Genomic DNA, 17,709 nt, shown 5'->3' with positions numbered 1-17,709 from the left:
CCCGTCCCAGCCGGGCGAGCGTGCGGTTCTCCTCGCTGGTCGCAACGCCCGGAAGGGCGCGGCCTTTCGCGCACGCGGGGTCGGCAGGCAGGTCAGGCCGTGCTGCCGGCATCCACGGTGAGGACCGTGCCCGTGACGTTGCGGGCCTTGTCCGAGACCAGGTAGGCGACGGCGTCCGCCACGTCCTGCGGCTCGGGTAGGCGCTGGAGCGCGCTGCGCTTGGCGATGCGGCTGCGGTCGAGCTCGTCCATGCCCTCCGTCATCGCGGTCTCGACGAAGCCCGGCGCCACCGCGTTGACCGTCACGCCGAGGCGGCCGACCTCCCGCGAGAGCGAGCGCGTGAAGCCGATCATCGAGGCCTTGGTGGCCGCGTAGACCGAAAGGGCGTTGTAGCCGGTGAAGGCGATGATCGAGCTGACGTTGACGACGCGCCCCGCCCCGGCCGCCATCATCCCGCGCACGGCGTATTTCGTCAGCAGGATCGGGGCGAGGGTGTTGAGGCGCACGAGGTCGGCGACCTCGCGCTCGGGCATCGTCGCGAGGAGGCCGGGCGTGCCGATCGCGGCGTTGTTGACGAGACCGTAGATGGGTCCGTGCTCGGCGCGGATCGTGCGGACGAGGGGCTGGAGCGCCTCGGTCTCGCCGAGATCGCAGGCGACGAAATGCATGGCCTCCGGCCCCGCCGCCGCGGCGGCGGCCTCAAAGGCCTCCGAGGGGCGGCGGGCCACGGCGACCGCACGGAAGCCCTCGGCGGCCAGCGTGGTGGCGATCGCGAGGCCGAGCCCGCGGGTCCCGCCGGTGACGACGATGGTGCGGCGCGCGTTCACGGGGCTCTCCTCAGGAGCTTGCCGCCCGTGGAGAGCGGCAGGTCGGGCACGAAGCGCACGCTCGCCGGCACCTTGTGCTTGGGCAGGTGCGGGCGGCAATGGGCGATGATCGCACGCTTCAGCGCCGCCGCGTCGGACGCATCCGCACCCTCGACGAGGACGATCTCGGCCTCGACCACCGCACCGAGGATCGGGTTCGGCCGGGGCCGGACCCGGGACATCGAGACCAGCGGATGGCTGTTGACGACGCTCTCGACCTCCTCCGGCTGCACCTTGATGCCGCCGACATTGATCACGCCCGAGCGCCGGCCGAGGAAGTGGTAGCGCTCGCCGCGCAGCTCCACGAGGTCTCCGGTATCGACGAAGCCCTCCGCGTCGGTGAGCGGCTCGGCCTGCGCACCGAGATAGCGCCGGCCCGTGCGCTTCGAGCGCACGAGCAGCGCGTCGTCGCGCACCACGATCTCGATGCCGGACCGGCTGCCGACGAGGCTCGCCGGGAAGCCCGCACGGCCGTCCTCGACCGTGAAGCCGACGCCGCCCTCGGACGAGGCGTAGGCGTGGGCGATCCGGGCCTGCGGGAAGGTGGCCCGGAGCAGGTCGAGGATCGCCTGGTCGGCGATCTCGCCGGAGAGCCGCACGTAGCGCGGCGCGAGATCCGTGAGGGCGGCGTTCATCAGCGCGAGCCGCCAATGCGAGGGCGTCCCGAGGATATGGGTCACGCCCGCCGCGGCGGCGCGCAGCAGGTAGTCGCGCATCGGCTCGGCCGGGTCCGACAGGACGAGCGAGGACGGCCCGAACACCGCACGCAGGAAGACCTGGAGGCCGCCGTAGCGCCGGATGTCGTAGAAGGTGCTCCAGACCGTGCCGGGTTCCGGGGTCGCCGAGGTGTTGATCCCGCCGGCGAGCCCGTCGAGGGTGTGGGCGACGAGCTTGGGCGCCCCGGTCGTGCCGGAGGTGGTGAGCACCCACTCGGTCGGCTGCGGCGCGGGCGCCTCGCCGGCGCTCGCCGCCTCGGCCGGCGCGAGGCGCGGCAGCCCGGCGAGCGCCGGCGGGACCGGCGCGTCGTCGTCGGCGACGCAGAGATCGATCTCCGCGTCGGCGGCGATCCGGGCGACCTGATCGTCGGTCAGGCCCGGCGGGACCAGGACCATCCGGCGCGCGAGCCCGTCGAGCCCGAGCATCGCGAGCGCGGCCGGCATCTGACCGGCCGTGGCGACCATGACCGAACGTCCGGCGATCAGCCCGGCGAGGTCGGCCCGGCATGCCGCCTCCCGGATGGCGGCCCGGTCCCTGCGCTCCGACCGGTCCGAGAGGAACAGGTCGGAGCGCCCGGCCTCGCGCCTCAATCCGTCGCGAAGGAACATCGCGGTCAGGCCGCGACGGGGCGGGCGGCGCGCTCGTAGAGCGCGACGAGGTCGCCGAGGGTGACCGGGAGGTCAGCGACCTCCAGGTCGCTGAACGGGTCGATCCCGGTCTGGTCCTCCATGCGTGCGACGAGGAGCGCGAAGCAGAGCGAGTCGAACTCGGTGTCGAGCAGCACGAGGTCGTCGGTCAGCGGCGGCATCCGCTTGTCGTTGTCGCGGGTGATGGACTCGATCTCGGCGATCAGGGTCGGACGCAGGCTCATGACGCTCTCCGTGGAAGCGGCTGGGGAATGGAATTCGGGGCGGGAACGGGCTCGCCGCGCAGCAGGGCTCCGAACCCGGCGCCGATCTCCGCGAGGATCGACTGGGAGCGCGGGACGAGGCGGCCGAGCGCGTAGAAGAAGTGGATCATGCCCTCGTGGCACGCATATTCCACCGGAACGCCGGCCCGTTCGAGGCGGCGGGCATAGGCGGCGCCGTCGTCGCGGACCATGTCGAAGGCGGCCGTGTGGATCCGGGCCGGCGGCAGGCCGGCGAGGTCGGGCTCGCGCAGGGGCGAGACGCGGGGGCTGTCGACGAGCCCCGCCACGCCGCAGGCCGCGATGTCGGCGGCGATGGTCCTGGCGTCGAGGAAGTAGCCCTGGGCGAAGTCCCGGTGAGAGGCCGTGTCGCAGCGCAGGTCGAGCACCGGGCAGATCAGGAGCTGGGCGGCGATCGCCGGCCCCATCCCGCGCAGCTCGTGGCAGACCCTGGCTGCGAGCCCGCCGCCGGCCGAGTCGCCGCCGACGGCGAGCCGGCCGCGCGCGATCCCGAGTTCCCCGGCGCGGGCCGTCACCTCCAGGAACGCCGCCACGGCGTCCTCGATCGCGGCCGGGAAGGGATGCTCGGGGGCGAGCCGGTAATCGACCGCCACGATCCGGCAGCCGGCCGCGACGGCGAGGCGCCGGCACACCGCGTCGTGGGTTTCGAGATCGCCGGCGACGAGGCCGCCGCCGTGGAAGTAGACGAGGCCGGGGCCACGCTCGGGCGCGTCCAGCGGCGTGTAGAGGCGCGCCGGGCGCGGGCCGGCGGGAAGCGGCAGGCTGAGCGAGCGGATGCCGGTCGCGACGGCCGGGCTCGCCGCGAGCCCCGCCAGCGCGCGCAGGCTCTCCCGGCGCCCGGCGACGTGCGCCGGGTCGCCGGGCGCGCCGATCGCCATCATGTCGAGGAAGCGCCTGACATGCGGGTCGAGGGACATCGCGCGGGTCTCGCCTTCTGCGGGCTGGTCGGGAACGCGCCCTCCGGCCGGAGGGTGCGCAGAGGCTCGGAGGGAGAGGGGCTCAGAGCGAGAGGGCGGCGCGGACCGAGCCGGGCCAGTCCGCCGTCTCGGGGCCGTGGGTCGCGAACAGGGCCACGGCCAGGCGGTCCATGCCGAAGGCGACGCAGCCGGTATGGGCGAACTCCCCGTCCGCGCAGCGCAGGTCCCAGGTCGTGCCGAAATGCTCGCGGTGATAGTTGAAGCTCATGCAGGCCGTGCCCGAGCCCTCGCCGCGCAGGGGGACGAGCAGCTCGAACTTCAGGGCCTGCTGGAGCTGCGCCATGGCCATGACCTGGCCGACGCGGCCGAAGAAGGGGTCGCTCGCCTGCTCGACCCGGTAGGGGAGGCCGAGGGTGTCGGCGAGCGCGGTGGCGCGCCCGATCCAGCGCTCGCGGAAGGCGGCGACCTGCTCGGGCGTGCCGATGGTGACGTATTCCCGCATCCGGAAGGATTGCAGCCGGTCGAGATGCTGGGAGGGCTCGCGGCGGAAGCAGTCGCAGGCCACGTCGAAGCGGTAGCCGGCCTCCGGCACCGGGCCCCGCGCCGCCGCGATCGGATAGACGGGGTAGCAGGCCGCCGGGGTGAGCACGAGGTCGGCGGTGCGCAGGCCCTCCGTCCAGTCGCCGCCCGTCGCCTGCCGGGCGGCCATCGCCATGATCTGCGCATCGGTGCCTTCGAGGCAGGAGACGCAGCCCAAAAGGTTCGGGAAGCTGTTGAGGTAGCCGTGCCGCTCGAGATGCGCCCGGCTCATCACCGGCGGGAAGCGGAACACCTCGGTCCCGTCCTCGCGCAAGCGGGAGATCAGCGCCGCGAGCCCCTCCACCACCGCCTCGTAGGCGCCGGTGCGCGCGTAGACGCCCTGCGCCGCCATCGGGCGGAACATCGCGTCGAACAGGGCATCCAGGGGATCCGTCCCCTTCGGCTGGGAGGGTAGGTTGACGACCTGCATGTTCATGGTCGGATCCTCGGACTCGGCTACGCGCTGATGGTGGCGGCCACGGGGGCCATGAGGGTGGATGTCGCGAGGTTCGCGACGATGCGGTCGTTGTGGATCATGAGCGGCGCGGACAGGACATCGCGCAGGTCGCGCCCGATGCTGAACGGGCCGTCCTGGCGGTAGCCGGCCAGCCCGTTGGTGCGCAGGGCGGCCATCACGGCGGACACCGCGAGGTCCGAGACGTCGACCTTGAGCATCGTGATCGCCGTCTGGAAATCGAGGCTCGCGAGCATCGCCGGGTCGTCGGCCGCCGCCTCGAAGCGCTCGATCGCCTGCTCGATCAGGGCGCGGGCCTGCTTGAGGTTCGAGACCGCCCGGGCGTAGTGGATCGCGCCGGGAGGCGCCGCGCCGCCGGCCCCGCGCATCGCCGTGCGGGTGAAGGCCTGCGCCTTCTCGATCGCCCGCGCGGCGATGCCGGCCCAGGCGCTCGACCACAGGATGTGGGAGACCGGCGTCATGGTGCGGCCGTGGATGTCGGCGTAGCGCGTCTCGAGCACCTGCGCCTCGCAGCCCCGCGCGAGCAGGCGGAAGCCGCTGCTGCAGGTGCCGCGCATCCCGAGCGTCTCCCAGCCGGCGAGAGGCTCGAGGGTGTAGTCCTCCTTCAGGAAGGCGCAGAGCACCTGGTCGGAGGGCGCGGCCTCGGCCGAGCGCCGGGCCACCGTGACGATGCCGTCGGCCTGCGCGCCGTAGGAGATCACGGTCGCGGCGCGATCGAGGCGGATCAGGCCGGCCTCGCGCTCGATCGCCGCGGCGGAGGCGCGGACATTGCCGCCGCCGTTGCCCTCGGTCGTCGAGGAGGCCAGGAGCAGCTGCTCGTCGGCGATCCGCCGCATGAGCGTCTCCAGCCAGGGCGTGCCCCGACCGTGCCGGACGAGGCAGGCCACCTTGGTCTGGTGCATCGCGAAGATCATCGCGGTCGAGGAGCAGGCACGGCCGAGCGCGTAGCAGATGTCGGCCAGCATCCGTACCGATGCGCCCTCGCCCCCCAGCTCGATCGGGATGGCCGCGCCGAACAGGCGGTTCGTCCGCAGCGCGTCACACGCCTCGGCCGGGAACCGGGCATCGGCATCGACGGCCTCGGCGTGCAGGGCCGCCGTCGCGGCGACGGCGTCGGTTCGCTCCTTCAGCCCGGCCGCGCCCGCGCCGCAGGACGTCGAGGCTGCGCTGTGTTGATTGGTCATGCCTGCTCCCGCAACGCTCTATCGCGGCGCCGGGCCGCCCCGTAAGTCGTCACAGCCGTCCAACGGCCCGTGGCGCTTCATATGACCTTCTTCGCCTTAAGGCAGGGTTATTGGTATACGTGGAGACTGCGTATCGCGCACTTGACGGAATTAACCCTAAATTCGGAAGTGCGCAGCGAGCGCCTCGCCAAACCGCCGGTATTTGATGTAGATCCAAGCCCATGTTTGAATCGTCCCGGGCCAGCTATGATTAATCTTGCTGAAACATTTCCTCAGAGCCACACCAGCGCTCTCGTGGACATCACCCATCGGACCATGAGCCTCGCGAAGGGCATCCTGGCGGATCAGTCGCGCGATCTCGCCTTCGAGCCGGATGACGCTCTGCTCGATATCGGGCTGTCCTCGCTCGATCTCGTCAATCTCATGATTTCCCTTGAGGTCGAGTTTGACGTGATGATCCCATCAACCCAGATCAATCCGCAGAATTTTCGGTCGGTCCAGTCCATCGCCATCATGGTCCTCGCGCTGAAGAACTGAGGATCGGGCCGCCTGATCGAGCCGGCCGGCAGATCCTCCGGGAGACGCCGGCCCGGACACGCGCGGACCACCGGTTCCGGCCTGCCGGATGGGTGCGAGCCGGGCGCAGCGCTCTGGCGGCAGCCTGAACCGGGCGGGAGGGGTGCCGAAACGCGCGAGGTCTTCGAGCGCGTTCACCCGCGCCTCGTCCCGCATGCGGTCGGCCCGGCGTGCCGTTCGCTCGGTCCCCGCCGACCGGACGAGAATTTGCGTCGCGCCTCGTCATGCGCAGGGCCGGACAGGTCACGCGTGCGGATTCATGGCTCTTGCCGACCGTGGAGAGATCTCGGAACGGATGATCCCTCCGTCAAGACAAGAAAATCAACGCACCGAGTCTAGACTATCCTCTTGCTTGAACACGAGCCCATGATGCGCGCTGTCATCCGGCCCCGTGCTTCGGCTCACGGACCGGTGCGCCCCCGACATCGACAGGAACAAGTCCGTTTCGCGAGGGCCGCGCGCATCCTGACCGCCTGCACGCCCCTCGACCGCTGAACCGGCCGGACAGGGCACGATACGCGATCCGAGAACGGCTGGCACCGCGAGGCGCCGGGCCTCGAGGACGCCTTCGTCAGGCCCTGTCCGCCGATCGTCCTGAGACCTGCGCCGACACGCGCTCTTCCGCGCGATCCGGCGTTCCGCTCAACGGCGACAGCGCCCGGCTCGCCCTCCCGCCCGCGACATCCCGGACTCCCGCCCATGACCAAAGCTCCTGCAGACGCCGCCCGCACCGCCTCCAGCGCGGCGGAGGCGCTCGTGGCACAACTCGTGGCGAACGGCGTCCGCCACGTCTTCACCGTGCCGGGCGAGAGCTTCCTGCCCGTCCTCGACGCCCTGCACGGGTCCGGGATCGCGATCACCGTCTGCCGCCAGGAAGGCGGCGCGGCGATGATGGCGGAGGCGCACGGCAAGGCGACCGGGCGGCCCGGCATCTGCTTCGTCACACGGGGCCCGGGTGCGACGAACGCGTCGGCGGGCATCCATATCGCCCAGCAGGACTCGACGCCGATGATCCTGTTCGTCGGCCAGATCGAGCGCGCGCTGCGCGACCGCGAGGCGTGGCAGGAGATCGATTACCGGGCCGCCTTCGGTCCGATCTCGAAATGGGCGACCGAGATCGACCAGGGGTCGCGGGTGACCGAGTACGTCTCGCGCGCCTTCCACACCGCCACCTCCGGCAGGCCCGGCCCGGTGGTGGTGGCGCTGCCCAAGGACATGCTGAAGGAGACCGTGACGGCACCGCCCGCCGCCCCCTGGACGCCGGTCGAGGCGGCGCCGGGCGCGGAGGAGATGGAGCGGCTCGCCCACCTGCTCGCGGAGGCCGAGCGCCCGCTGCTGGTGCTCGGCGGCAGTCGCTGGAGCGAGGAGGCGCGCGCGGCCATCCACCGCTTCGCGGAGCGTTTCGACCTGCCGGTGGCCACGAGCTACCGGCGCCTGCCGCTGTTCGACCCGCTGCACCCGGCCTATGCGGGCGATCTCGGGCTCGCGGCCAACCCGAGGCTCGTCGCCCGGGCCAGGGCGGCCGACCTCCTGATCGTCCTCGGCGGCCGCCTCGGCGAGGTTCCGAGCCAGGGCTACGCCCTCCTCGACATCCCGAGCCCGCGCACCCGCCTCGTCCACATCCATCCCGGCCCGGAGGAACTCGGCCGGGTCTACGTCCCGCACCTGGCGATCAACGCCGCGCCGACCCGGATGGCCGAGGCGCTGGAGCGGCTTCCGGCACCCGCGACGATCCGGTGGGGGCAGGAGACCCGTGCCGCCCATGCGGAGTATCTCGACTGGAGCGAGCGCGCGACCCCGCAGCCCGGCCCCGTCAATCTCGGCGCCGTGATGGTCGCCCTGCGCGAGACGCTGCCCGCGGACGCGATCCTCTGCAACGGGGCGGGCAACTACGCCGCCTGGATCCACCGCTTCTACCGCTTCCGGCAGCTCGCCACGCATCTCGCCCCGACCTCGGGCTCGATGGGCTACGGCGTGCCCGCGGCGGTGGCGATGAAGCGGCTCCATCCCGACCGCGTCGTGGTCGCCCTCGCGGGCGACGGCGACTTCCTCATGAACGGGCAGGAATTCGCCACGGCCGTCCAGTACGGGCTGCCGATCGTCTGCATCGTCTGCGACAATGCCAGCTACGGCACGATCCGGATGCACCAGGAGCGCGACTTCCCCGGCCGCGTCTGCGCGACCGATCTCGTCAACCCGGACTTCGCGGCCTACGCCCGGGCCTTCGGCGGCTTCGGCATCACCGTGGAGCGCACCGAGGACTTCCCGGCGGCCTTCGAGGCCGCGCGCGCCTCCGGCAAGCCGGCGATCGTCCATCTCACGATGAGCGTCGATGCCATCGCGCCGGGGCAGAGCCTCACGGCGATCCGGGACAAGGCCCTGGCTGCCCGGTAGGGCTCGAGCGGATCCCGGAAAAGACGGGTCGCCGGGCTCCCGACGGGAACGCGCGACACCGCGAAGATCCGGACGGACGACGCGGTGCCGGGCCGCGCGTCGTCCGTCCGTGGCGCGGGCAATGCGTCATCCGATCTCCGCTTAATCTATTCTCATAGAAATATAGCGCGGGATCCCCTTGCCCGGCATCGCCGGGCAAGGGGATCCCGCGCTCCATCTTTATCTGGAGGAATCAAGCGGACATCGTATCAGGCCGCGAGGTTTCGCGTGCGCCGGTCGTGCGCGAAATCCCAGTAGAGCCGGCGGGCGAGGCGGAAGATCGGACCCGCCTCGAAGGCGACCTCGTCGAGCGCGACGACCGGCGCGACCTTGGCGAAGTTGCCCGCGGTGAACACCTCGTCGGCGCCCAGGAAGTCCGCGTAGGTGAGCGTCCGCTCCACGACCGTCACACCGGCGTCCCGGAGCAGGCCGATGACCCGCGCCCGGGTGATGCCGGCCAGGAACGCGCCGTTCGGGACGGGGGTGTGGACCACCCCGTCCTTGGCCAGGAAGGCGTTGGCGTTGGCGAACTCGGCGACGTTGCCGAGCGCGTCGCGCATCAGGCAATTGCCGTAGCCGCGCGCGAAGGCCTCGGAGAGGGCGCGGGCGCCGTTCGGGTAGAGGCAGCCCGCCTTGGCATCGACGGGGGCCGTCTCCATCGTCGGCCGCCGGAAGGGCGAGAGCGTCGCCTGCACGCCGGTGGGCTCGGGCATCGGTGCGCGATAGAGGCAGAGGCACCAGTTGGTGGAATCCGGATCGAAGCGGACGCCCCCCGCGAACCCGTCCTCGGCCCAGTACATCGGGCGGATGTAGAGCTCCGCGTCGGGCGCGAACCGAGCGAGCCCCTCGCGCACCAGCGCCTCCCAGCGCGCGACGTCGACCTTCGGCGACAGCCCCAGCGCCTCGGCCGAGCGGTTGACCCGCGCGAGGTGCAGGTCGAGGTCGGGCGTCACGCCCTCGAAGGCGCGCGCGCCGTCGAAGACCGTCGATCCGAGCCAGGCACCGTGGGTGCGCGGGCCCATCAGGCGCACGTTCCCCGGGTGCCAGGCCTCCTCGAAGAACGTCCAGGTATCGGGATCGGTCACAGCCATGGCACACCTCGATCGGCCTGTTGTCTCGCAGCCCGCCGGAACGACGGTCGCAGGGCGCCGGTCAGGCCGGCTCGGGCCCGACCTGGAAGCCGCCGCTCCGCTTGGAGCCGCCGCGCGTCAGCATGCGGCCGATCTTCCCGATGGCCCGCATCATGAAGCCGATGGCCCAGGGCTGCGTCCGCCGGCAGAACGCGACCTTCCGGACATAGGTCTCGACGTGCCAGTGGCAGACCGCGCCGCGCGGCAGGAACAGCACATCGCCCGGCCCGAACGTCCTGGCGGGGGAATGGCCGTCGGAGATCGTGGCCGACCCTTCGAGGAAGTAGATCGTTTCGTCGATGTCGTAGATCCAGTCGAACTTGCCCGCCGTGCAGTCCCAGACCAGCGTGCTGGCAAGCCCGTCCGCGCTCCGGGACAGGGTCGCGTTCCGCGCGACCGGGTTGCCGTCGCGGATCCAGCTCGGCTCGATCGGGGCCGGGCTCAGCTCGACCGAGGTCAGCGACGCGATCATCGGCTTGGTGGAGGCATTGGCAGACACGGACGCGTTCCCCTGATGGCGTGCGGATCCTGAGCCGCAGAGTCAGTTCAGGATCGAGTGGAGCCCCAGGAACTCACCAAACCTGCCGTGGAGCAAGAGGATTGCGCTCTTATTCTTAACAAGACCCGCTTGAGGTCTGACAGACATTGCCGATGAACAGGGCCATCCCTCACCGAGCGTCATGTTTCGGCACAGTCGCCCCATCTCGGGACAGTCGCCGCCGCGCTGCGCCGCGCCGCCGGAACCGGCCGTCCGGCGTCGGCGCCGTCGGATCATCGGCGGCCCCAAGTGCTCGGCGCACCTAGCGGAAGGCCCGATTCCGGGTGGTGCCGCGACAAGTCGTCGAGCCGCACCGTGAATGGAAAATTCTTCACCCCATTCGTCAACCGTCTGTGCAGGAGCGGCACATCAAGGTCTGGCTCGAGCCTTGCCACCGGGCCGACACGGTCTGCCTCTCGATACGGGACCCTCCACATGCGCAGCGAAACGATCGCCGTTCACGCCGGCTTCGAGCATGATCCGGCAACCCATGCGGTGGCGGTCCCGATCTACCAGAGCGTCGCCTACGCCTTCGACAGTGCCGACCACGGCGCCGCCCTCTTCAACCTCGAGGAAGAGGGCTTCCGCTACAGCCGGATCGCCAACCCGACCGTGGCGGTGCTGGAGCGTCGGGTCGCCGACCTCGAGCGCGGCCATGCGGCGCTCGCCGTCGCCAGCGGGCAGGCGGCCCTCCACTACGCGATCGCGACGCTCGCCGACCACGGCGGCAACATCGTCGCGGTGCCCCAGCTCTACGGAACCACGCACACCCTGCTGGCGCACGTGCTGCCGCGCCAGGGCATCACGACGCGCTTCGCGGACAGCGACGCCCCGGCCGACATCGCGCGGCTGATCGACGACGAGACCAGGGCGGTCTATTGCGAGTCCATCGGCAACCCGGCGGGCAACATCTGCGACATCGCCGCCCTCGCGGACGTCGCACATGCCCGCGGCGTCCCGCTGATCGTCGACAACACCGTGGCGACACCGATACTGCTGCGGCCGATCGAGCACGGGGCGGACATCGTCATCGCCTCGCTCACCAAGTTCATGGGCGGTCACGGGACCACGCTCGGCGGCGTGATCGTCGATTCCGGCCGGTTCGACTGGGCCGCGGAGCCCCGGCGCTTCCCGATGTTCTCGACGCCGGACGTCTCCTATCACGGGCTCGTCTACGCGGAGCATTTCGGCGCCGGCGCCTTCGCGGCGCGGGCCCGCAGCGTCTATCAGCGCACAACCGGCGCCGTGCTGCCCGCGATGAGCGCCTTCCTGCTGCTGCAGGGCATCGAGACGGTGGCCCTGCGGGTGGAGCGCCACGTCGCCAACGCCGCCAAGGTCGCCGCCTTCCTGCGGGCGCATCCGGCCGTCGCCTGGGTCAACTACGCGGGCTTTCCGGAGAACGAGCACCACGCGATGGCGCAGAAATACCTCGGCGGCCAGGGCTCCTCGCTCCTGACCTTCGGCGTGCACGGCGGCTTCACGGCCGGCAAGTCGTTCTACGACGCCCTGAAGCTCGTGAAGCGGCTGGTCAATATCGGCGACGCGAAGTCGCTCGCCTGCCATCCGGCCTCGACCACCCACCGGCAGATGACTCCCGAGGAGCAGCGCAAGGCCGGGGTCTATCCCGAGATGATCCGCCTCAGCGTCGGCATCGAGCACGTCGACGACATCACCGAGGATCTCGAACAGGCGCTGCACGCGGCCGGCTCGCTGATGCGGGCCGCCTGAGCGCCGGCACGGCGCCCGGCGATGCCGGTTCGGCGCGTCCCGCGAGGGGGGCCCCGGGCCGCGCCCCTTGGAAGGACCTGAGGATCGCGAGCGGAGCGCCCTCTCCGCACAGTTCCGGGAGAGACGTTCCGATGCTGGAGCACGGGCCATCGCCGCACATGTCCGCCCTCGAGATGCCGGGTTGGTCGGTGGTCCCGCGCCCGCCGTCGCGGGAGGACGCCGCGCCGCCCCTGCGGGTCGGGCTGCTCAACAACATGCCGGACGCGGCCTTCATCCGCACCGAGGCGCAGTTCCGGCAGCTCCTCGGCCCGGACGCCGCCCTCGCGCGGTTCGCGTTCCTGGCGACGCCGCGCGCGCCGGCCGTCGCGGCCCGCATCGCCGCGCACTACGCCCCGCACGAGGCGCTGGCGGAGGCGGGGCTCGATGCCCTCGTGGTGACCGGCTGCGAGCCGCGCCAGGCCCGGCTCGAGGACGAGCCGTTCTTCGCTCCCCTCGCCGCGGTGATCGACTGGGCGGCGGAGAGCACCGTCTCGACCCTGTTCTCCTGCCTCGCCTCGCACGCCGCCGTCCTGCACCGCGACGGCATCCGGCGGCAGCCGCTGACGCGCAAGCATTCGGGCGTGTTCGCCTGCGACCGCACCGCCCCGCATCCTCTGCTGGCCGGCGAGCCGGACACGGTCCCGGTGCCCCATTCCCGCTGGAACGACCTGGCCGAGGACGATCTGACCGCCTGCGGCTACACGGTCCTGCGGCGCTCGGCCGAGGTCGGGGTCGACCTGTTCGTGCGCGAGGGGCGCAGCCTCCTGGTCTTCCTGCAGGGCCATCCGGAATACGAGCCCGACAGCCTCGCCCGCGAGTACCGCCGCGACCTCGGGCGCTTCCTCGACGGGACGGCCGCGACCTGTCCCGGCCTGCCCCGCCACTACTACACGGCCGCGGGCGAGGCCCGTCTGGCGGACTTCGCCGCCAAGGCCCGGTCCTGGCGCGAGTTCGCGCAGGTCTGCGGCGTTCCCGGGCTCGACGCCGCGCCGCTCAGGCCGGCGGCCTGGCAGCCCGCGGCGCGCCGGCTCTTCGCCAACTGGCTCGCCTGCGTCGCCGACCGCCGGTGCCTCGCCCGGCAGGCCGCCCGCTGAGCGCGGGCCGACCGCCCGCGGACACCCCTCCCGGAGCACCCCCATGGCCGCATCGCCCGACCCGCGCACCCGATCCGCATCGATCAGCGGCTGGATCGCGGCACTGGAGCGCACCGCCCGGATCGACGCGCAGCCGGCGCGGATCTTTCCCTGCGTCATCGACGAGCTCGCCGCGCAGTACGGCCCGGCGCCGGCGCTGATCGGCACGGACGAGACCCTGAGCTTCGCCGACCTCGCCGCGCGCCAGAACCGCTATGCCCGCTGGGCGTCCGCCCGCGGCCTCGGCAAGGGGGAGACCGTCGCGCTCCTCATGCGCAACCGGCCGGACTATCTCGCGATCTGGCTCGGCCTCACCCGCGTCGGCGTGCGGGTGGCCCTGCTGAACACGAGCCTGCTGGCGCAGGGCCTGGCGCATTGCATCGCGGTCGCGGGCCCGCGCGTGCTCATCGCGGAGACCGGGCTCGCGGACGCGGTGGCGAGCGCCTGGCCGCATCTCGCCGAGACGCCGGCGCTCGTCTGGCAAGGCGACGGGTGCACACCGGAGCCGGCCGGCGAGGCCGTCCGCCTCGCCGAGGCGGCGGCGCCCCACGCGGGGGACCCCTTGCGCGACGGCGAGGGACCCGCGGTGGGCCTGCGGGACGAGGCGCTCCTGATCTACACCTCCGGCACCACCGGCCTGCCGAAGGCCGCGCGGGTCAGCCACCACCGGGTCATGAGCTGGACCCACTGGTTCGCCGGGCTGATCGATCCCACGCCGGAAGACCGGATGTACGATTGCCTGCCGCTCTACCACAGCGTCGGGGGCGTGGTGGCCCCGGGCAGCGTCCTGATCGGCGGCGGCAGCGTGGTGATCCGGGAGAAGTTCTCCGCGAGCCGGTTCTGGGCCGACGTGGCCGAGACCGGCGCGACGCTGTTCCAGTATATCGGCGAGCTCTGCCGCTACCTCGCCGCGGCGGCCCCCGATCCCGCCGAGACCCGGCACCGCCTGCGCCTGTGCACGGGCAACGGCATGCGGCCGGAGGTCTGGGAGCGCTTCCAGGCGCGGTTCGCGATCCCGCGGGTGCTCGAATTCTACGCCGCCACCGAGGGCACGGTGTCGCTCTACAACGTCGAGGGCCGGGTCGGCGCGGTCGGCCGGGTGCCGCCCTTCATGGCGCGGCGGTCGCCCGCCCTGATCGTGCGCCACGATGTCGAGACCGGGCAGCCCCTGCGCGATGCATCCGGGCACTGCGTCCCGGCGGAACCGGACGAGACGGGCGAGCTGCTGGGCCGGCTCTCGTCGTCGCGGGCCGAGCACAGCTTCGAGGGCTATACGAGCGCCCAGGAGAGCGACCGCAAGATCGTCCGCGACGTCCTGCGGCCAGGGGACGCCTGGATGCGGACCGGCGACCTGATGCGGCGTGACGCCCAGGGCTTCTTCTACTTCGTGGACCGGATCGGCGACACCTTCCGCTGGAAGGGCGAGAACGTCGCGACCACCGAGGTCGCCGAGGCGCTCGGGCGTTGCGCGGGCGTCAGCGAGGCGATCGTCTATGGCGTGGCGGTGCCGGGCACCGAGGGCCGGGCCGGCATGGCCGCCCTCACGGTGACGCCCGATTTCGACCCGGCCGCCCTCCATCTGCAGCTCGCCGCGCTGCTGCCGGCCTATGCCCGCCCGGTCTTCCTGCGGATCGCGCCGGGCTTCGTCCACACCGAGACGTTCAAGCAGCGCAAGGCCGCGCTCGCCGCCGAGGGCTTCGACCCCGATCGGATCGACGACCCGCTCTACATCGACCTGAAGGCGGGCTACCGGCGCCTCGATCGGGATCTCTTCACGGCCGTGACCCGAGGCGGGATCCGGCTGTGAGGCCTGCCCCGCCGCGGCGGTCGCCTCAGGTGCCGATCAGGGCGATCTCCGTGTAGGCGAGGTCGCCGCAATGGGGCGGCGCGGAGCCGCGGGCGTATTTCGGCATGCGGCCGCGAAGGAAGCGGCCGGGCAGCCCGGGAAGCGGGCCCCGCGCATCGACGAGCATCAGGAACAGGCCGTGCCGGGCGAGCGCCCGGCCGACCGCGTGCGACACGAGCCGCCAGTCCGTCTCCGCGGCGCAATAGACGATCTGGGCGATCGGCAGGGCGCCCCGCACCTGCCGGCGCACGGCGACGAAGGGGAAGGCCCGGCCCTGCGCGAGGCACCAGAAGGTGATGCAGCCGAGCCGGGCGTGGTCGGCGACGAGCCGCTGCTCGGCCGGATCCGCCGCGGCCTCCGCGGGCAAGTGCCGCGAGACCCGCGCGCGCGCGAGACCCGCGACCGCCAGGAGCGGGGCCGCGAGCACCACGCCGTCGGCGAAGCGGCGGAAGCCCTGCGCCTCGATGATCGGGCGGGTGTGCCGCTCCGAGGTGACGTTCAGGTAGGTCACCGAGCGATCCCGCAGGGCGAGGTTCACGAGCATCGAGCCGTAGCGCCGGTAGCCTTCCGCGACGTACCAGCTCGACATGTTGCAGCGCCCGCCGCCGGCCGCGTAGAGCGTGAGCAGGCAGCCGACGAGGCGGCCCTCCTCCTCCAGCACGAAGCCGAATCCGGGCAGCGCCTCCGCCTCCGTCCAGGCCCGGAGGCGCGCGAGCGTCCCGCGCCAGGCGGCGAGGCCCCGGGCCGGAAAGCCCTGCGCGAGCAGGGCCGCGAGGGGCGCGTCGTCCCCCGGCTCGATCCGCCGGCAGCGCACGGCGACGCTCCGGGGCGGGGCGGGCGGGGAGGCCTGGGCGCCGGACAACGTGGCGGAGGTGGTCGTCATGTGCGCTCCCGACGGTCCCGGACCGAAACACCCACCCTCGCGACGGCCACGGGCCAGCGTCCCGGATCGGCACGAACCCGCCCCTGCGCCCCGGGCCCCGGACTTGCAGCCGCGAAGGAAACGGGGCCCGGCAGGTTCGTCCCGGTCCGGAGCGACCCGGATCGAGGATGATCTTGAGCGACCTTTAAGGCAGGTTCGTAAAATGTTTCGTGATGAGGAGAGGGGCTTCTCAAGGATGGCCTCATGACCGCGATGCCGAGTTTCCTGAGTTCGAGCCGGCTCTCCCGGACAGCGGCAGCCCTCACCGGCGGGCGCGGCGGGTTCGGACGCCGCTTCGCGGTGGTCCTGTCGGGCGAGCTCATCCAGAGCCTGTTCCACTTCGTGCTGAACGTCGTGCTCGTGCGCACCCTGACCCAGCACGATTACGGGCTGTTCGCGATCGTGTTCACGTGCGGGGCCGTCGGGGTCGCCTATATCCGCGCCCTGGTCTCGGTGCCGGCCACCCTGTTCCTGTCGCGCAGCCTCGGGCGCCCGTCCGAGCGCGGCTACGACGTGGTGTTCGGGTCCGGCGCCCTGCTCGTCGCCGCGGCGATGGGCGGGCTCGCCGCCGCCGTGCTCGTCCCGATCATGGGGGTGGGCGCCCTCGCCGCCGGCGCCTTCATCGCGCTTTACGCGTTCCGCAGCCACCTGCGCATCGTGCTCCTCGCCCGCAAGGCTCCGCGCATCGCGGGCCTCAGCGACACGGTCTATGCCGGCCTCGGGCTCGCCCTCGCGGTGGCGACCCTGCACGGCAGCGACGAGATCGTCCTCGAGCACGCCTTCCTGTCGGTCGCCTTCGCGCATGGCTGCGGCATCGCGGTCTCCTACCTGGCCCTGCGCAAGCCGCTGCGGTTCACGCTGCGCCGCTCGCTCTGGCGGCGCTACCTCGCGCTGTGGCGGACCCTGCTGTGGTCGCTCACCGGCGTCACCAGCATCACGGTTCAGGGCCAGGGCATGACGCTCGCCTTCGCCACCCTGGTCGGGCCCGAGAGCTACGCGCCGATCGCCGCCACGCTCGTCCTGTTCGCGCCGCTGCGGATCCCCACCAACGCGCTCACCAACATGGTGATGGCCGAGATCACCGCCCTGCTCGCGGAGGGGCGCACGCGGCCCGCGACGCTGATCGTCGTGCGCTCGACGGCGGTGATCGCGCTCGCCTGCCTCGTCTACGGCACCGCGATGTGGGTCCTTCTGCCGCTGATCGAGCAGTACCTGTTCAAGGGCCGCTTCAACCACGAGCCGATGAACTGGATCGGGTTCGGGGTCTGGACCGTCGTGAGCGTGTCGCTGCTCTACGCGATCCCGCGCGCCTATCTGGAGGCCTCGGCGGGCTTCCGGACGATCGCCAGCGGCGCCATCGTGGCGGCGCTCCTCGGCTTCGCGATCATGGTCCCGCTCCTGCTCGTCCTGCCGGCGCCCTGGGCGCTGATCGGCCTCGCGGCCTCCGAGGCCGCGACCGTGATCTGGTCCGCCCTGGCCTTCCGGCGCTTCGCGCGCAACGCCGACAGGCGCGTCCTCGCGACGGCCGCCGCGATGGCGGAGGTCCAGGCGCCCCGCGAGGACGCGGTCGCGCCGCAGATCCGCGCCGCCGTCTCCCCTGCGGAAGCCCGATGATGGAGATGCCGAGTCCAGCGCGCCGCGTTCGGTCCCGCCGGTCCGGAGATGGCCGCAAGGAAGGGACGACGGCCGGGCCCCGGC

15 protein-coding genes are annotated in these 17,709 nt (G+C 72.2%); 6 read left to right on the top strand and 9 right to left on the bottom strand.

The window, feature by feature from the left end; genetic code table 11:
* Nucleotides 1–92: 92 nt before the first annotated feature.
* From EU555_RS13030 to EU555_RS13005, 6 genes are all read right to left on the bottom strand, one after another.
* On the bottom strand, nucleotides 93–827 hold the full coding sequence (locus EU555_RS13030; protein WP_135415055.1) for an SDR family NAD(P)-dependent oxidoreductase: 735 nt from the start codon (nucleotides 825–827) through the stop codon (nucleotides 93–95).
* Nucleotides 824–2,191, bottom strand: coding sequence for a class I adenylate-forming enzyme family protein (locus EU555_RS13025; protein WP_135415054.1), 1,368 nt, complete (start codon nucleotides 2,189–2,191; stop codon nucleotides 824–826). The genes EU555_RS13030 and EU555_RS13025 overlap by 4 nt, the downstream gene beginning before the upstream one ends.
* 5 nt (nucleotides 2,192–2,196) lie before the next feature.
* Complete coding sequence (locus EU555_RS13020; RefSeq protein ID WP_135415053.1) at nucleotides 2,197–2,454, bottom strand: acyl carrier protein; 258 nt, start codon at nucleotides 2,452–2,454, stop codon at nucleotides 2,197–2,199.
* On the bottom strand, nucleotides 2,451–3,428 hold the full coding sequence (locus EU555_RS13015; RefSeq protein WP_135415052.1) for an alpha/beta hydrolase: 978 nt from the start codon (nucleotides 3,426–3,428) through the stop codon (nucleotides 2,451–2,453). Before EU555_RS13015 ends, EU555_RS13020 begins: the two co-directional genes overlap by 4 nt.
* A gap of 82 nt (nucleotides 3,429–3,510) precedes the next feature.
* The gene (locus EU555_RS13010; protein ID WP_135415051.1) at nucleotides 3,511–4,443 is read right to left on the bottom strand and encodes an amino acid--[acyl-carrier-protein] ligase; all 933 of its coding nucleotides are present in this window, start codon (nucleotides 4,441–4,443) and stop codon (nucleotides 3,511–3,513) included.
* A 20-nt stretch (nucleotides 4,444–4,463) separates the two neighbouring features.
* On the bottom strand, nucleotides 4,464–5,666 hold the full coding sequence (locus EU555_RS13005; protein WP_135415050.1) for an acyl-CoA dehydrogenase family protein: 1,203 nt from the start codon (nucleotides 5,664–5,666) through the stop codon (nucleotides 4,464–4,466).
* Between the two features lie 81 nt (nucleotides 5,667–5,747).
* Between EU555_RS13005 and EU555_RS36985 the strand changes: the two genes are divergently transcribed.
* Nucleotides 5,748–6,203 (top strand): phosphopantetheine-binding protein, encoded by a 456-nt coding sequence (locus EU555_RS36985; RefSeq protein WP_245524284.1) that lies wholly within the window; start codon nucleotides 5,748–5,750, stop codon nucleotides 6,201–6,203.
* Between the two features lie 738 nt (nucleotides 6,204–6,941).
* Nucleotides 6,942–8,636, top strand: coding sequence for a thiamine pyrophosphate-binding protein (locus EU555_RS12995; protein WP_135415049.1), 1,695 nt, complete (start codon nucleotides 6,942–6,944; stop codon nucleotides 8,634–8,636).
* Between the two features lie 248 nt (nucleotides 8,637–8,884).
* Here the strand turns inward: EU555_RS12995 and EU555_RS12990 are convergent, their stop codons facing one another.
* Together EU555_RS12990 and EU555_RS12985 are read right to left on the bottom strand one after the other, a co-directional pair.
* Entirely contained in the window at nucleotides 8,885–9,766 is an 882-nt protein-coding gene (locus tag EU555_RS12990) for a branched-chain amino acid aminotransferase (protein ID WP_135415048.1), read from the bottom strand.
* A 61-nt stretch (nucleotides 9,767–9,827) separates the two neighbouring features.
* Nucleotides 9,828–10,277 carry a cupin domain-containing protein gene (locus EU555_RS12985; protein ID WP_135415131.1) on the bottom strand — a complete coding sequence of 150 codons (450 nt, stop codon included), beginning with the start codon at nucleotides 10,275–10,277 and terminating at the stop codon, nucleotides 9,828–9,830.
* A 501-nt stretch (nucleotides 10,278–10,778) separates the two neighbouring features.
* On the opposite strand from EU555_RS12985, the gene EU555_RS12980 reads away from it, so the two are divergent.
* The 3 genes from EU555_RS12980 (at nucleotide 10,779) to EU555_RS12970 (ending at nucleotide 15,050) form a co-directional block, all read left to right on the top strand.
* Nucleotides 10,779–12,071: an O-acetylhomoserine aminocarboxypropyltransferase/cysteine synthase family protein gene (locus EU555_RS12980; protein WP_135415047.1), complete on the top strand. Its 1,293-nt coding sequence runs from the start codon at nucleotides 10,779–10,781 to the stop codon at nucleotides 12,069–12,071.
* A gap of 131 nt (nucleotides 12,072–12,202) precedes the next feature.
* Nucleotides 12,203–13,204 carry a homoserine O-succinyltransferase MetA gene (metA, locus tag EU555_RS12975; RefSeq protein WP_135415046.1) on the top strand — a complete coding sequence of 334 codons (1,002 nt, stop codon included), beginning with the start codon at nucleotides 12,203–12,205 and terminating at the stop codon, nucleotides 13,202–13,204.
* Nucleotides 13,205–13,247: 43 nt separating this feature from the next.
* Nucleotides 13,248–15,050: a long-chain-acyl-CoA synthetase gene (locus tag EU555_RS12970; RefSeq protein WP_135415045.1), complete on the top strand. Its 1,803-nt coding sequence runs from the start codon at nucleotides 13,248–13,250 to the stop codon at nucleotides 15,048–15,050.
* 25 nt (nucleotides 15,051–15,075) lie between these two features.
* On the opposite strand, the gene EU555_RS12965 is transcribed toward EU555_RS12970, so the two are convergent.
* Complete coding sequence (locus EU555_RS12965) at nucleotides 15,076–15,972, bottom strand: GNAT family N-acetyltransferase (protein WP_135415044.1); 897 nt, start codon at nucleotides 15,970–15,972, stop codon at nucleotides 15,076–15,078.
* A gap of 243 nt (nucleotides 15,973–16,215) precedes the next feature.
* Here EU555_RS12965 and EU555_RS12960 point away from each other — a divergent pair, with 243 nt between their 5' ends.
* Nucleotides 16,216–17,625 carry a polysaccharide biosynthesis protein gene (locus EU555_RS12960; RefSeq protein ID WP_245524283.1) on the top strand — a complete coding sequence of 470 codons (1,410 nt, stop codon included), beginning with the start codon at nucleotides 16,216–16,218 and terminating at the stop codon, nucleotides 17,623–17,625.
* Nucleotides 17,626–17,709 lie beyond the last annotated feature (84 nt).

The sequence above is a fragment of the Methylobacterium nonmethylotrophicum genome, from assembly GCF_004745635.1.
Classification (GTDB): domain Bacteria; phylum Pseudomonadota; class Alphaproteobacteria; order Rhizobiales; family Beijerinckiaceae; genus Methylobacterium; species Methylobacterium nonmethylotrophicum.
Note: the sequence above shows the minus strand (reverse complement) of the source record. Positions and strands in the feature narration are given on the sequence as shown.